Origin of the sequence: Phocaeicola faecicola (assembly GCF_013618865.1) — a bacterium.
GTDB classification, from domain to species: domain Bacteria; phylum Bacteroidota; class Bacteroidia; order Bacteroidales; family Bacteroidaceae; genus Phocaeicola; species Phocaeicola faecicola.
This window is the reverse complement of the sequence record NZ_JABSOE010000014.1, coordinates 11,930-27,175: the sequence shown is the minus strand read 5'-3', so window position 1 is coordinate 27,175 and position 15,246 is coordinate 11,930. Positions and strand designations below refer to the sequence as shown.

Below are 15,246 nucleotides of genomic sequence, written 5' to 3'. Positions count from 1 at the left end.
CATCCGGAAAAGTATCCGAAATCCGGGGTATCCGGTTATGCTTCAGCCTTATTTTCCTGTTCAGTCTCCGAAGACTTCTCTCCCGTTTCAGGCAACCCTTTCGGTTCCTCCTGACGAGCTTCAGTATCCTCCTGCTGCGCCTTCTTCTCCTGTTCCTCGATAGCCATAATCTCCTCCGTACGCGATGTCCACGGACGTTCACCGAAGATACGTGCCACGTCTTCCGCGAAAATCACCTCACGCTCAATCAGCAGCTGTGCCAATTGATTATGACCTTCCTTATGCTTGAGCAACAGGTTCTTGGCTCTCTCATACTGCTCATTCACCATCTGTTTCACCTCCTGGTCAATCAGCTCGGCCGTATGTTCACTGTAAGGCTTACTGAAACTGTATTCCTCATTATTGTAATAACACAGGTTCGGCAACTTGTCGCTCATACCCGCATAGGCCACCATTCCGTAAGCCTGCTTGGTTACCCGCTCCAAATCGTTCATCGCTCCCGTAGAGATATGCCCCAGCATCACCTCTTCGGCCGCACGTCCACCCAGTGTCGCACACATCTCATCGAGCATCTGCTCCTTCGTCGTAATCTGACGCTCTTCCGGCAAATACCATGCAGCCCCCAACGCCCGTCCGCGAGGCACGATTGTCACCTTAATCAACGGATTGGCATGTTCCAGGAACCACGAAATAGTGGCATGACCCGCCTCGTGCAGCGCAATCGTACGCTTCTCGGCAGCCGTCATCACCTTCGTCTTCTTCTCCAGACCACCCACAATACGGTCGATCGCATCCAGGAAGTCCTGCTTGCCCACCGCATTCTTCGAATGGCGCGCAGCAATCAGAGCCGCCTCGTTACATACATTGGCAATATCCGCCCCACTGAATCCCGGAGTCTGACGTGCCAGCAAGTCCACATCCACCGTATCATCCAGTTTCAACGGACGCAAATGCACCCCGAACACCTCCTTACGCTCGTTCAGGTCCGGAAGGTCCACATATATCTGACGGTCGAAACGACCCGCTCTCAGCAACGCCTTGTCCAGAATATCCACACGGTTGGTTGCCGCCAGGATAATCACCCCACTGTTGGAACCGAATCCGTCCATTTCCGTCAGCAACTGGTTCAAGGTATTCTCGCGCTCGTCATTTCCACCCATACTCGGGTTCTTGCCACGAGCCCGTCCTACCGCATCAATCTCATCGATAAAAATGATACACGGCGACTTTTCCTTTGCCTGACGGAACAGGTCGCGCACACGCGAAGCACCCACTCCGACAAACATTTCCACAAAGTCCGATCCCGAAATCGAGAAGAACGGAACCTCCGCCTCTCCGGCTACCGCCTTTGCCAGCAACGTCTTACCCGTTCCCGGAGGACCTACCAGCAAGGCACCCTTAGGAATCTTACCTCCCAGTTCGGTATACTTCTGAGGCTGCTTCAGGAACTCCACGATTTCCTGCACCTCCTGCTTGGCCGCAGCCTGTCCGGCCACATCCTTAAACGTAATGCGGTTGGAACCCTTTTCAAACAACTGCGCCTTGCTCTTGCCTACACTGAACACATTGCCCGCACCACCGGGAGTACCGCCCCCGCCTACGCGCCGCATGATCAGCATAAAGACTCCGAACAACAGCAGGAAAGGAGCGACATTCCAGAAAATGATACTGAAATAATCCGTATGCTTCTCATAACTCACCTCACCGGTAAAGTGTCCTGCCTCCTGTTCCTTCTCCAGGAACTTGTCAAGCGCCTCCATCGAGCCCACCTGTACATTCACCGCCGGGCTCTTTCCAGCCCGCTTCGCATCGTTCTTGAATACATCCACCACATGGTCCGGCTTAATAAACACCTCAGCCGTATTATCGTCATATGCCACAATCTTGTCGGCATATCCCTTGTTCACAATTTCTTTAAATTCCGTATAGGAAACCTGCTTTACCACGCCTCCCTCATCGCTGGAGATATAAAGAAAAAGGAAAAATACGGCAATCAGCACGTACAGCCAGCTCAAGTTCGGGCGGGGAATATTAATCTTGGGCTTATTATCATTCATATTATTACTCATCACTATTCATTGCTATTAATTACAATACTCGCGGACCCCGCTTTCCAAAAGCGTCTTCCGCCTCCACACTCTCAATCCAAATCAGGGATTTCAGTCAACTTCGCGTCAGCCCACAAATGTTCCAGCTGATAATGCTCGCGAGCTTCCGGAAGGAAAATATGAACCAGCACGTCTGCATAATCCAGTACCACCCACTGTGCATTACGCATACCGTCGGCTCCCAAAGCCTTTTCACCTGTCTCCTTGCGGACATATTCCTTGACCGAGTCGACAATGGCCAGCACCTGGCTGGGAGAATTACCCTGGCAAATTACAAAATACTTGCATATCGTATCATGAATCTCAGTTAAATCTACAACTGTGATTTTCTTTCCCTTCTTTTCCTGAATTCCTTCTGTGATTTTTTGTACTAAAATTTCTGTCTTGTTGCTCATTTATAGTTTTTTTAATTACGCTAAATTTTCTACTTTTACTATCTCGCAAATATACTTGCTTTTCTGTACATCACGAAAAAAAGTAACCATAATTATTTTTTTAATCATTTTTTTTAAAAAAATATCGGGAAAAGATTGTAGGTTTTGAAAAAAGCTGTACCTTTGCACCGTCGAAACAAAAACGAAGCGTCGACAATGACATTCTGGGCTATGGTGTAATGGTAACACAACAGATTCTGGTCCTGTTTTTCTTGGTTCGAATCCAGGTAGCCCAACAAAATTGAAATGACATTCTGGGCTATGGTGTAATGGTAACACAACAGATTCTGGTCCTGTTTTTCTTGGTTCGAATCCAGGTAGCCCAACGATAAGGAGAGTTTTTACTCTCCTTTTTTCGTATATATCCGCCGGAAATACGCTTCAAGATACGCTATATGAATCTTTCCGGATAAAATAAAGCAGAAATACATCAGAAAAAATCCTTTTCCACAAAGAAACTCTCCTTTCCTCCTGTTTATATATAATCCAACCTCCATACGAAGGTCGTCCAACCCGCGTACGGAAGTTGCACAACCTCCCCATCCGGGTTGTACAACCCCGCCCCGCAGGTAGAAAATCACCTATACTTCCTTTCCTCTTCCCAACTATATCCATCAAAAAACGGGTAACCGTCTGAGGAAATCCCCTTCCGGTACCCGTTTTTCTCACACAATATATACCCAACAATAGTTACATCTTGGTCAGCTCCACTTCAAAGCTGGCGGCATCCTTGCACACAAACTCCAGCACAGTCTCCTTCTTTCCAGCCTCAACCACCTTGCAGAACGGTGTTTCCTTCAACGCCCACTTTCCTTTCAAGGTAATCCGTACCGGAATCTCCAGACTCTTGTCGAACTTCCACGGACGCGAATAAATACTCCGCTCGATCCGCTTGCCGTTCTCGTCGAAAGCCTCATCACTCGGACCGCGATACAAGGCCAGGTCAGGCTGTGCCACCGTCACCCGAAGCATCTTGCCCTCTGCCTGCGTCATGACCAGGCAAGACGTATCCGCCTTCGCCACCGGCCCGCGTTCCGGCAGTTCCACTCCGCCCTCGAACAACACATACGAAGTCAGCCCCTGTTCCGGATCGGCCACCACATGCGCCGACTGATCCTTCCGCAACACCCGGTAAGCCGGCTTCCGCACAAACGCCTTCAGCTCCTTCGCCGTAGTCCGCGGCAACACCGCATATTCATACTCTCCTCCCTTCGGAGCCTTGCCGTGCGCCAGCACCAGCGAAACCCAGTCCCCCTGAGTCGGCTTCGTACTGCGCTCACCCACAGTCACCTGCGGGAAATTCTTTTCGAAACGGGCAATTCCCGCCGAAGCCTTCGACAGGCAGTATCCCACTCCGTTCGGATCCAGGTACGCCCGGTCCGCCATTACCTCGAACCCACTCCGATTGTTCCAGAAATCCACCCGTTCCGGAGAATTGGGCGCCAACTGGAAGACCGTTGTCTCCGTCGGATACTCCCGGTTCTCATTCTCGATGCCCGTACCCAGGCAGACAATCACATCTCCCAGGAAATGGTACGACTTCCGTGCCCGCATCGAACCGTTGTACTTATCATGATCGTGCAGCTTCATACCGAAGTTACCGTTCTCACCCCGGTGCGACAAGCCGCCCGCAAACGCCTCGTCCGAATAAAGCATTTCCTCCATTCCCGAGAACGCATCCACGTTCAGCACCTTGGCTCTCAACTGATCGAAAGGCAAATGAATCGACGTCGCTCCCGGAATACGGTTCCAGTCGAATCCAGCCTCCTGCCACCCGCTCGTAGCAAACGTCACCTTCTCTCCCGGTTTTCCAGTCTGAATCTGCATGCTGCCGTGCGCCAGATAACGCCCGTAGAAATTCGCATCCAGGTAATGCTCGGCCGCCCACAGATAACGCGAGTGTCCTCTCACCACCGCCGACCAGTTGTCTCTCCGCTGCACCGATACACAACCGTATCCCAGCGCCAGGTTGCCCGACGGATCCGTCTCAGCCCGGTAACCCGCCTTTGTCAGTTCCTCTCTCAACTGCTTTTCCTTTTTCGGAGAAGTCTTAGGCAGATAATCCGGCGCATTCTTATCCTGCGTAGCCGCATACGAAGTCAGTCTCAGATAAGCCTCCGCCATCTCCCTGTCGTATTTTTCCTTGCCGTCCGGACTTCCGGCCACCGCCATCGTACCGTAATGCGACGGAATCAGCTGTCCCTTACCGTTCGGGTGTCTGCCCGACATCGACAGCGGCCACTGCCACGTATTGCAATAAAAACGCATGGCCAGCAGCACCTCCTTCACCGTCCGGTGCGCCTCTTCCGATACCCTGAAATCCGTTCCGCTCAACAGGTAAATCATATTCGTTGCCCCTTCCAGTCCACCTACCGCATACGCCGGATAGTTGTTGCAATGATGGAAAGCCGCCCCGTCACGCTTGAACGAACCCGCCAGTCCCTCCGAAGGACGACAGCCGAAATCCAGCCAGCGCGAGAAAGAACGCAGGTACTGCAACTTCTCGGGCGAATCCTCCATGATCAGGATGCTCGCCATCCGTCCCTGCGTCTGCGTATTAAACGTATCAATGTCAATGCCGTTCACCGTAGGCTTCGGATACACCTCATTCGTAATGGCATACCACTGCAGCGTACGCTGCGCCTCCTCCAGTTTTCCGGCATTCCGGAGCACATCCTTCATCAGGAAATAAGACACATACAGACTGCGCACGCTGTATCCGTAATGATGGATATTTCCCCAGCAGCTGCCATAAGCCACTCCCTGATCCGTAATATGATCGTACATCGCCAGGAACTTCTCCTTCATTTCCTGCCGTACCTCCTCCGAATCCGTATTCCGGTAAGCAAAGGCAATGCGCTTCATCAGGTCGAAGTAACGCGCCATCTCCATGCCCAGTTTCACGAACATATCCTTGTTCCAGTCCGGTACCAGCCGCTCGTAAGCCTCCGCCTGACGCACCATGAATATGGGCATTCCGCTCACCTTTCCGTTCTTATACACGATGCCGTAGCGGTCATACTCCTTGCGGATGGTCTCCACCTCCTTCGGCTTGCAGACCGAAGGCGTGTACAGCATATCCAGGAAACGCTTCTCCATCCGCTGAATATCCTGCTTCAAAGCCGGAGTAAGTGCCTCCAGCGCAATATCCGGCTTCCACAGCGAATGCGGATAAATCATCAGCCAGTGACTCTTCGTCAGCTTGTTGACAAAAGGCACCTGCACGTCTGCCGTCTGCTGGCGCGCATCCACCTTGGCACCGGTAATCATATGGTCGAAGAACAGCTTTCCCTTGACATCGGGAGCCACGATTCTCAACTCATTCATCCCCTCCTCGGGAGTTCCCTGCATGTCTCTTTCATAACATACCCAGGCCCCCCGCCATCCGGTAAAGTTAATGCCGAACGGGAAAGAAGCACAGACCTTTCCGTCCTTCAGGAACTGAAACTCAATCTGCTTGTCGTGCGCCTGTTCACTGTACACCCACACGATAAATGCCGACAGGTACGTATCCTTTCCCGTAGGATCCTTCCGTTCAAACTTCAAATCCCTCTTGAGCGACAGCACCGCCCCCGGTTCAAACTCCCACGACAGGCAATGCTTGCCATCCTTATAATGCTCGTCATTGATGCCCAGCACCCCGTTTTCCGCAGTAAAATCGGCCGGTACCTCCGTTCCCTCAAACGAGAGCAGACGCTCGTGCTTCACCACCTGTGCCTTTGCCGGACACCATGCGGCAGCCATCCACAGCATCCCGGCCCCACAAATATATCTTCTTAAATTTCCCATGATATACATTTAATTAATATTGTCACACTCCTCTGTCCGCCTCCATCAATACGGAATCATGTCCGAGAGAATCCGGTCGCGGTACCAGGGATCATCTATCTCCTTCAGCATCGCTCCCATCCGCTTGCACAGGGAAGCCACCACCTCACGGTTCTCCTCCAGCGGCAGGTTCTTCAGCTGATAAGGATCCACCGCATCGTGATACAGCATCGTATTCTTTATCTTACCCGTCTTCTTGTCGATGAAGATAGCCAGCGTATAATCCTTGGTCTTGATACCCCTCGCCGACGGGAAATAACTTCTCACCATACCGTCCTTATCCTTGTCTCCGTTCAGGTTCTGGATATACAGCGCCGCATCCGGACGCACCATCCGCACGTTTCCGTTGAAGAACAGCGGAGCCAGGTTGCGGCCCTGCACCTCCTGCGGAATCCGGTCCTCCAGTCCACACAAGCCCAGTACCGTAGGCATGATATCCGGCGTAGACATCATCATGTCGTCCACCCGCGGCTTCAGCACCTCCGGATAACGCACCAGGAACGGAATATTCATTGACTCCGCATACGGAGAATTCTTCGGATCGTCCGTCCACTGACTGCACATGGTCTCTCCATGGTCGGAAGCAAAAATCACAATCGTATTCTTATCCAGGTTCAGTTCCTTCAGCGCCGCCAGAATCTGCCCGAAAGCCCGGTCGACACCCGTTACCGAAGCAAAATAATACCGTGCCGACTCCGCCTTCTCCATCTTCAGTCCCGCATTCGGGCGCACCAGCAGTTTCTCCAGCGGTACATTCTTATACAAGTTGAAATCCTCCTCCTCGCAATCCTCCAGCGAACGGTAAGGACTGTGCGGCGGATTCATTCCCACCATCATGAAAAACGGCTTCTTTCCGTCGCGTTCCCCCTGTTCGTTTCTCAGGTACTTCACCACCTGCGCAGCCTCATGCAGCGGCGACCACTCCTTCGGCTCGTGCTTCTTTCCATTCGTATCCCAGTAGTGCGGGTCCTTATGCACGTCGAACGTACCGTACGAATACCAATAATTGAATCCATGCCGTCTCTCGGCCGGTGTATACGCATCCCAGGCAGGCACCCTGTCCTCTACATAATGTCCCGGATTCTCCGGATCATTCGGTGTAGGGAAGTCGGCATGCAGTTTTCCGAAGTACGCACAGTCGTATCCCGCCTGGCTGAACACGTCGCTGATACACTCCGCATCCTCGCGCAGCGAACTGATAGGACGCTCAGAGTTACAGTTCAAGGGCACCCCGCTCCGGTTAGGATACATCCCCGTAAGCAACATTCCGCGGTGCGGACTGCTCAGCGGACAGTTGCTCATGGCCGAACTCAGCACCACCGACTCACGCGCGAACCGGTCCAGATTCGGCGTATGTACCGGGTCGTTCACCCAGTTGACATGCTCCTTAAACCCATCCTGCCCCCAGAACGCCAGTGCCTGATTGCGGAACTGGTCGGGAAATACATAAATCACATTCGGAAACTCCTGTGGTGCAGCCTCCAAAGCCATACATTCCGGAACGCCCAGCAAGGCCATTCCTCCCATTACATAACCTGAAAGTCTCATTATATCCATTGATTAAAATTGTTTTCAATAAATTAAAAGCAAATAATTACAAACAGCTTAGAGCTAATATCACATCAGCTCCAAGCCGTCAAGCCTTTGTCCCCTGACGGAGACCCGGCTTCCCATGTTGACATAAAAACGATTATTTTAGAAAGTCACAAACGATATTTCCGTACTTCTTATTTACAAGCTACGAACTTCCATTTAAGATTAACGAACAATAAGGCTTATGATTTACTATCGAACTTCAAACAAGTGATATCTCAGTTGCAAATATTATCATTATCCCTTAAATATCCGTATCCAATCTTCCATTATTTATCCAAAATAGTCCATCCGCCTCAAAAATCCTCCATTCACAGATTTCCCGTTAACAATGAAACACTTGCATTCCCGGAGAACGAAAAATCAAAAATTCCCCGTCTTTTCCGCCCGGAAAGAGAGGAGAAATACGAATCAGTTGAAAAAATCATCCATATGTACAATTTTATATATAAAATCGTATGAAATGTACATATTTAATTGATAAAAAAGTCCTAATATTGTAACTAGAATTCAGGCTGATAATCCTTCAGCGATTATCCGATTCTGCCACGCGGCACACTATGAAAGCCATGAAAATAATTTTAGCATAATCATATATATAAAAAGAATCATTTATGAAGTTAGCAAACATCCTTCGCACCAGTGCACTGTCACTGATGGCTGTCGGAGCTATCAGCTGCACATCACAGAAATCACAGGAAGTGGAAAAGACTTGGAGTGAAAAAGCTATTGAAAACGCGAGAAAACAGATTGGTCTGGAAATCGACACAATTGAAGCAAGCGGAAAGATCCTGAACCCGGTTACGCTGACTCCGGAAGGTAAGGTATTCTACTGCGGATACGAAGACTGGAGAAGCGGATTCTTCCCAGGCAACGTATGGTATCTGTATGAACTGACCAACGACTCTACCCTGATTCCGCTGGCACAGAAATATACTGAAGCACTGGATTCGGCCAAGACTCTGACATGGCACCACGATATCGGTTTCATCGTAAACTGCAGCTACGGTAACGGTCTCCGTCTGAGCCACAAGGAAGCCTACAAGGATGTAATGATTGAAGCTGCGAAGTCACTCTGCACACGTTTCCGTGAAAAAGCCGGTATCATCCAGAGCTGGAACGTAGACAAGGGATGGCAGTCACAGAGAGGCTGGGAATGCCCGGTTATCATCGACAACATGATGAACCTGGAACTCCTGTTCGAAGCTACCAAACTCTCAGGCGACTCTACATATTATAAGGTAGCCGTAGCACATGCCGACAGAACCCTGCAGGAACACTTCAGAGAAGACGGAAGCTGCTACCACGTAATCGACTACAGCCTGAAAAACGGAAGCGTACGCAACCGCCACACAGCTCAGGGATATGCACACGAATCAGCATGGTCTCGCGGACAGGGATGGGCTATCTACGGATACAGCGTATGTTATCGTGAAACCGGCGACAAGAAGTACCTGGATCAGGCACTGAAGACCTTCAACTTCATGAAGAACCACAAGAGAATGCCGGCCGACCTGGTTCCTTACTGGGATATGGATGCACCGAACATTCCGAACGAACCGAGAGATGCTTCTTCGGCTGCAGTCATCGCTTCTGCACTGTATGAAATCAGCACTTACAACTTGCCGGATGCTGCTTCTTACAAGGAATATGCCGACAAGATCATGGAATCACTGGCATCGCCCAACTACACCGCTGCTCTGGGAGAAAACGGACGCTTTATCCTGATGCACAGCGTAGGAAGTATTCCTCACAACAACGAAATCGACGTGCCTCTGAACTATGCAGACTACTACTATCTGGAAGCGCTGAAGCGTAAGATGGATATCGAAAACAAGAAATAAACCTATAAAAACAGCAACCGGATTCCGGTTGCGCAATCACTTATAAAAACCAACTGCAAGAATCCTCCGGTTTACGGGATGTAAACCGGGGGATTCGCTTTTTTATCCCCTTGTACGATCAATCTGTTACCTATTCCCTGCACTGCTATTGCAACCCGATTCCGCAGACATTCCATTACTTGCTGCCTTTCATCTCCCTCTCTCTTGTTTTCCCTTTCCCCTTACTCGCTTGCTGTCTGCCTCCGCATCCATACCTGATGCCTGTTTCCTCCACTTAATTCCTTTTTTTTCTCAAAAGCAGTACCCCCCACCAGTAATACCGGCTTATTCATTACACTTACCATTCCTCAGCTATATCCGACTTACCTACAAAGAAAAAACAAGCAGCCACGCCCTTCCTTCCTCCCATGTTCCATATCAGACACTCCCAGTCTTTCAGGCAAGGGCATAAAAAGTACGCAGCCGACTTTTCACAAAGCCGACTGCGCGAATATAGTAAACTTTATAAGAGAGAATAATTCTATCTGATTATCAAGTCTCTGTACATTATAAATCCTTGCTTAGAGACAAATTCAAAACCTGTTCTACCCAACCTGCAAAAGTGGATCCCTGGAAAGCACCCAGAATCAGATCAGCCACGGCACTACCTCCCGAAGCAGCTCTGGAGCGGCCAAACTTATAAACCACTTTTCCATTCTCATACATTGGGAGACCTACAATATCACCTTCCAAGAACAAAGCCCCACCTTCTGAACTGTACAAAGTCACCAGGTTAAAGCCTTGGATAGTTCCCACATTCTGGCCGGCAGCAATCTTTAAAAGCCCATTCTCAAATACCAATGGAAGATAAACATCCTGTAAAGTTAAAGCAGGAAGCACGTAAAGATGTTCGGTTGACGTCTTCTGTATAGGTACATCTGCAGCTACAGGCACAGGTACTCCATCATCACCAGCCAGTCCCATAGAAGAATAAGCACAGTTCCATACATCAGCTATCATCTCTTCGGCAACTTCCACCTGCGAGATTTGCAATTTAACTTCCTTAGTAGAAGTAAAAATACTTATGACAGCTCCACGAGGAGTACTGCTTGCATTAGGTTTTACAGTAACATTCAACAAGTGATTCTCTTCGTCCATCTCATAAGATACCCATGATGCCGCATCAGCAGACAAAGACACATCGTATGTACAGTTTGCCTTAAATGAATAAGAGAAACTGCCTCCCGAATAATCAAACCAGTGATACAAATCATACTCATCGGTACTCATAACCAGTCCCTCCTGTACTACAGGAACGGTAACACTCTTACCATCAGCATTGATTGTAATAGCCGCCGTACGGCTGGACATTCCAGTAAAATGCTCTGCATGCACATTCACTGTATTCCCTTCGATATTAAACGTACACCACTCCTTGTCCGAAGACGCTTCCAACGTACCTACAGCCTCTACAGTAATGCTGCCCCATCCGCCATCAGGCTGAAAATTAATGTTTTCTACCGAAATAATTCTCAAAGTTGAATCATATACCGGAGAATCCTCTTCGCTACAAGCTGCAAATGCACAACAAATGCATAATATCCAAATATAAAAAAGATTTCGTTTCATAATACACATTTTATCATTCTGACACTTTCACAAATACCGGATTTTCCCAAATAGCTGTGGCCCGGTAGCCACCATCCTCGTAGATAAACAGCCAGTCGTACATGCCAGCTCCTTCTGTATACGGATTATTGGTAAAGGAGATTTCAATAGAACCATCCCTTTCTACCGTATGTCCTTCGAAAACGCTGTTCAAATCAGCATAGAAATTACCCGAGGCAGATCCCGGATACAGACAAACCGGGAATCCATTATAATAACCAGCTACCTGACCTGCAACCGAGATATCATCCCGTTCCGTATCATAATACAGTTCCAGTTCCATGGTCCAGCTAGAATACGGTATCACAAGCTGATAGCTCTTACCATCCTTCTTTACCTTTATTTCCACAGGGATACGCTGTTTACCTGCCTGGATATTATATTTACCCACATACATATCATATTTTGCAGGACGTTCGAACACCCACTTCACATCCACACCATTGTCCGTGCAGATAAATGAATTCGAATTGAAATCCCAAGTAAAATTCTGAACCATTACCTCGCCGACAGTCAAAGGCCGAATCAAGTTCATCCCCTTATCGGTAAAAATAAAAGGGACATACGTGTAGGAAACTGTACCAAACTCATCCTGCGAAGCGAGAATAAAAGTTCTTCCATTTCTTTGAATTTTCCCAATATTCTTTCCATTTACCAACATATTAAATGAGGTGAAATCCGACTCCACATCAATATTTGCCGCGGCAGTCAGGTAACCCTCCCAGTCAGTAGCAGGTTCCAGACGAGTCAACGCCATCTCCACCCCATACTTTTTACCAGTCAAAATGATTTCATTCTCAGATACAGAACGAACGATGAATTCATAATCTCCTTCATATCCCGGATCCATATAACTGTTAGGCTGACAGAATGAATGCAGAATAGGGTTATACGAATCGAAAGTCAGCATGGTACCCTGATAAGACTGAATCGAGTAACGACTGGTCTTCACATCTCCCGCAGTATAGGAAGATGTCTGAAAATCAGAAGCCATTTCCACCTCTTTGTCAGTAAACTTCAAAAAGATATTTGCAGCTCCACCGTCTCCAGACGAACCACCATAACGATATCCCAATTTCCACCCTCCTTCTGAACTGACCAGCACCTGGCTCAATTCTTCTACTGCCGCATTTTCCCTTTCAGCAGAAGATACCTCAAACAAATCATCTTCACTGAAAAGACATGACTGCATACTCCATGTAATACAAGCCATTAAACCATATAATACAATTTTTTTCATACCTCATCCATTTTAATCATTGAACAACATCGGGAAATCAGCCTGCCGGCGCTGTACCACAGCACGGAGCTCATCCAAATCTACATTCCAAGATTCCTTCATGTACTTGTACACAATAGCAAACTTCTTCTCAATAATAGCCCTACCGTTTACATTCGGATTATAATATGGACTACTCGGATCAGGTTCTGCTATTTTCAGATAATTCTCCCAAATGTCTGCCGTACTGGTTACGTAAATAGACATCATCTCAGCAAAATCCTCCGAGCCACGGTCCATTGCATAATTTGAAATAAATCCCTTCTGCAGTGCTTCTGTACCAGAAATCCGGTACCAGTCAGATCCTACATAATCCGATTCCGTAATCAAGTCATAATTTACATCATACGGCTTACGCTGATTCAGAATGTGAGTAAATTCATGATGCATTGTCTTGAAATAAAACTCATTCAACTCATCCACATTCAAATTATCCAGATCCAAGTCATTTACTTTAAAAAGCGTAACCTTCATTCCCTGTTCTGCCTGTCCCAGAATCATACCCGATTCAGTATAAGCCACATTACCAACCATCTGAATCAACTTCGGAACATATACACGGGTAGTCTGCAAGCCCCACACTTCATCATAAGCCTCCATCCACAGATACTTGACTATCTTGGCCAGGGCAAAAGCCTTATCGTAATCAGCCGGAACCAGATCATACTTCACATCCGTCTCATTATCATCCAATCTGTACTTTACCTGAATATTGTAAGTATAGATATAGTTCTCCAGCAACCATTTATCAAATTCATTCATCTCCCCAGGAACCAGATCTCCTGCAAAGATACTGTTTGCTGTATCCACCTCGTTCTCTTCATTATTGCAGGCAGACAGACCCACCATTGCAAAAAAGACAAGCCAACTATAAATAAATATTTTTTTCATACGTCATCCTCCTTAATTTCTTGGGTTAGGTTTCATACCGGCAGTAATCACATCACTAGGAAGCTGAATAGCCCGGCGTTCGTCATCTGCCTTCATCATATCCATAATATCGATCTTACCGTCATCACGCATGAAACGGCGATAAATTGTAATACCGAACCGTTTGATATCCAACCATCTGAGTCCTTCATACAAAGTGGTAATACGGCGTGCCTGCAAAACCGCATGCAATATGTTTTCCTGCACATCACTGACGAGTGCAAACTGCGGATGCAATTCCTTTTTCACAGTCGGCTGTAACGGTTGATAATATGCCAGTCTGCCATAAAAATTATTTATGCTTTCTACCGTCATAGGTGTCTCCTGATTAGTATATGCGAACATCCACGCGTTCAAATCGGCAACTGCGCTCTCATAATCCTGCTTCACCGCATAAGCCTCAGCACGAGAAAGCAACAGTTCATCCATTGTCAGTGCCGCATTGACACAATAACCATTAATCGTACCAGCCACCGGGTCAATCACCTGCTTATATTGAGCTACCTTCATTGAAACCACCTTAGTAGGCAAAGCCGAAGAATTGCTCCATACATCTGTATAATACACATTATGTGACGGATCATAGTTTCCCCAAGGGCCGTTGGAACGATTGGTCTCATACGAAAGCTTAGGTCCGTGTGCATAACGTTCTCCCAATCCATAAGGACCACTTACATACCCCCAATAAGAGTGATAACTGATAAGCAGGATATTAGCCGGACTCTCTACATCAATGTATTCATTCGGCTGGACATCTCCGTTCACTGACAACTTGCCGATAGCTTCCCAGTTACGCAAGTTCACTGACGGATTATCACCCAATACCCTTGTAGCATAGTCAATCACCTTATCATAGTTTGACAAATCAGGCTGAGTATAATTCAGATAAAAGCGTGCAGCTAATGCATAAGCCGCATTTCTGGTAAAATGATATTTGGCCTGTTTGTAGCGGCTGTCATCAAGCAAAGGAATACCTTCCAGCAAATCCTTCTCAATCATCTCATAAGTCTCTTTCAGCGTACCTCTCTCATAGCTCGGTGAAACAGTTGTTTCCAGATAAGTCATATATGGAATACCCAAATCAGTCTCTGCCGACTGAGAATATGCCTTACAGAAAGTGGTAGCCAGTACAAAATGATTGAATGCACGGCATAACAGAGCCTCTCCCTTCAAAGAAGCCAAGTTGGCAGGATTTCCATTCCGTTCAACCATATCCAATACCTGATTGGCTGCCGCAATGGCATGATAGCACGATTCCCAAAGAAAAGCCGGAGAATCTGTACCGTTCTGAGAAGTATCTTTCCACCAGAACAAATCTCCCTGCAGCATATCCATTTCAGAAAAACGGTTAGGATATGCATCTGTATTATCACTATACATTTCAAAGATTTCCAAAGGCATACAATTCGGATAAGCCGAAACCAGCAGATAATCGGCATTATCAGGAGTTACCTCCGTACGCTGATCAGGCATCACATCCAGAAAATCATTACATCCGGTAAACCCAACAGATGCCCCCATGAACAAGAGTCCCCAAATATATTTATTATAAAGTTTCATAGTCAACGAATTTACAAATGTTT

At 47.7% G+C, this 15,246-nt stretch carries 9 protein-coding genes and 2 tRNA genes; 3 read left to right on the top strand and 8 right to left on the bottom strand.

Annotation, left to right across the window (positions count from 1 at the left end):
- Window positions 1-35 precede the first annotated feature (35 nt).
- Together ftsH and rsfS are read right to left on the bottom strand one after the other, a co-directional pair.
- Window positions 36-2,069, bottom strand: a complete 2,034-nt coding sequence (gene ftsH / locus H3001_RS05765; RefSeq protein ID WP_181214342.1) for an ATP-dependent zinc metalloprotease FtsH — start codon at window positions 2,067-2,069, stop codon at window positions 36-38.
- 71 nt (window positions 2,070-2,140) lie between these two features.
- Window positions 2,141-2,503 (bottom strand): ribosome silencing factor, encoded by a 363-nt coding sequence (gene rsfS, locus H3001_RS05760; protein WP_181214341.1) that lies wholly within the window; start codon window positions 2,501-2,503, stop codon window positions 2,141-2,143.
- 204 nt (window positions 2,504-2,707) lie between these two features.
- Between rsfS and H3001_RS05755 the strand changes: the two genes are divergently transcribed.
- Together H3001_RS05755 and H3001_RS05750 are read left to right on the top strand one after the other, a co-directional pair.
- Window positions 2,708-2,778: transfer RNA gene (locus H3001_RS05755), tRNA-Gln, on the top strand.
- Between the two features lie 19 nt (window positions 2,779-2,797).
- Window positions 2,798-2,868 (top strand) — tRNA-Gln (locus tag H3001_RS05750).
- A 364-nt stretch (window positions 2,869-3,232) separates the two neighbouring features.
- On the opposite strand, the gene H3001_RS05745 is transcribed toward H3001_RS05750, so the two are convergent.
- On the bottom strand, window positions 3,233-6,295 hold the full coding sequence (locus H3001_RS05745; protein WP_246368511.1) for a chondroitinase family polysaccharide lyase: 3,063 nt from the start codon (window positions 6,293-6,295) through the stop codon (window positions 3,233-3,235).
- A gap of 81 nt (window positions 6,296-6,376) precedes the next feature.
- Window positions 6,377-7,888 carry a sulfatase family protein gene (locus tag H3001_RS05740; RefSeq protein WP_246368510.1) on the bottom strand — a complete coding sequence of 504 codons (1,512 nt, stop codon included), beginning with the start codon at window positions 7,886-7,888 and terminating at the stop codon, window positions 6,377-6,379.
- Window positions 7,889-8,577: 689 nt separating this feature from the next.
- Between H3001_RS05740 and H3001_RS05735 the strand changes: the two genes are divergently transcribed.
- The gene (locus H3001_RS05735; protein ID WP_181214339.1) at window positions 8,578-9,807 is read left to right on the top strand and encodes a glycoside hydrolase family 88 protein; all 1,230 of its coding nucleotides are present in this window, start codon (window positions 8,578-8,580) and stop codon (window positions 9,805-9,807) included.
- A 546-nt stretch (window positions 9,808-10,353) separates the two neighbouring features.
- Here the strand turns inward: H3001_RS05735 and H3001_RS05730 are convergent.
- From H3001_RS05730 to H3001_RS05715, 4 genes are all read right to left on the bottom strand, one after another.
- The gene (locus H3001_RS05730; RefSeq protein ID WP_178243427.1) at window positions 10,354-11,322 is read right to left on the bottom strand and encodes a BACON domain-containing protein; all 969 of its coding nucleotides are present in this window, start codon (window positions 11,320-11,322) and stop codon (window positions 10,354-10,356) included.
- Window positions 11,323-11,428: 106 nt separating this feature from the next.
- Window positions 11,429-12,694, bottom strand: coding sequence for a DUF4302 domain-containing protein (locus H3001_RS05725; protein ID WP_178243426.1), 1,266 nt, complete (start codon window positions 12,692-12,694; stop codon window positions 11,429-11,431).
- A 12-nt stretch (window positions 12,695-12,706) separates the two neighbouring features.
- The gene (locus tag H3001_RS05720; protein ID WP_178243425.1) at window positions 12,707-13,624 is read right to left on the bottom strand and encodes a zinc-binding metallopeptidase; all 918 of its coding nucleotides are present in this window, start codon (window positions 13,622-13,624) and stop codon (window positions 12,707-12,709) included.
- A 12-nt stretch (window positions 13,625-13,636) separates the two neighbouring features.
- Window positions 13,637-15,223 carry a RagB/SusD family nutrient uptake outer membrane protein gene (locus H3001_RS05715; protein ID WP_246368505.1) on the bottom strand — a complete coding sequence of 529 codons (1,587 nt, stop codon included), beginning with the start codon at window positions 15,221-15,223 and terminating at the stop codon, window positions 13,637-13,639.
- Window positions 15,224-15,246: the final 23 nt, after the last annotated feature.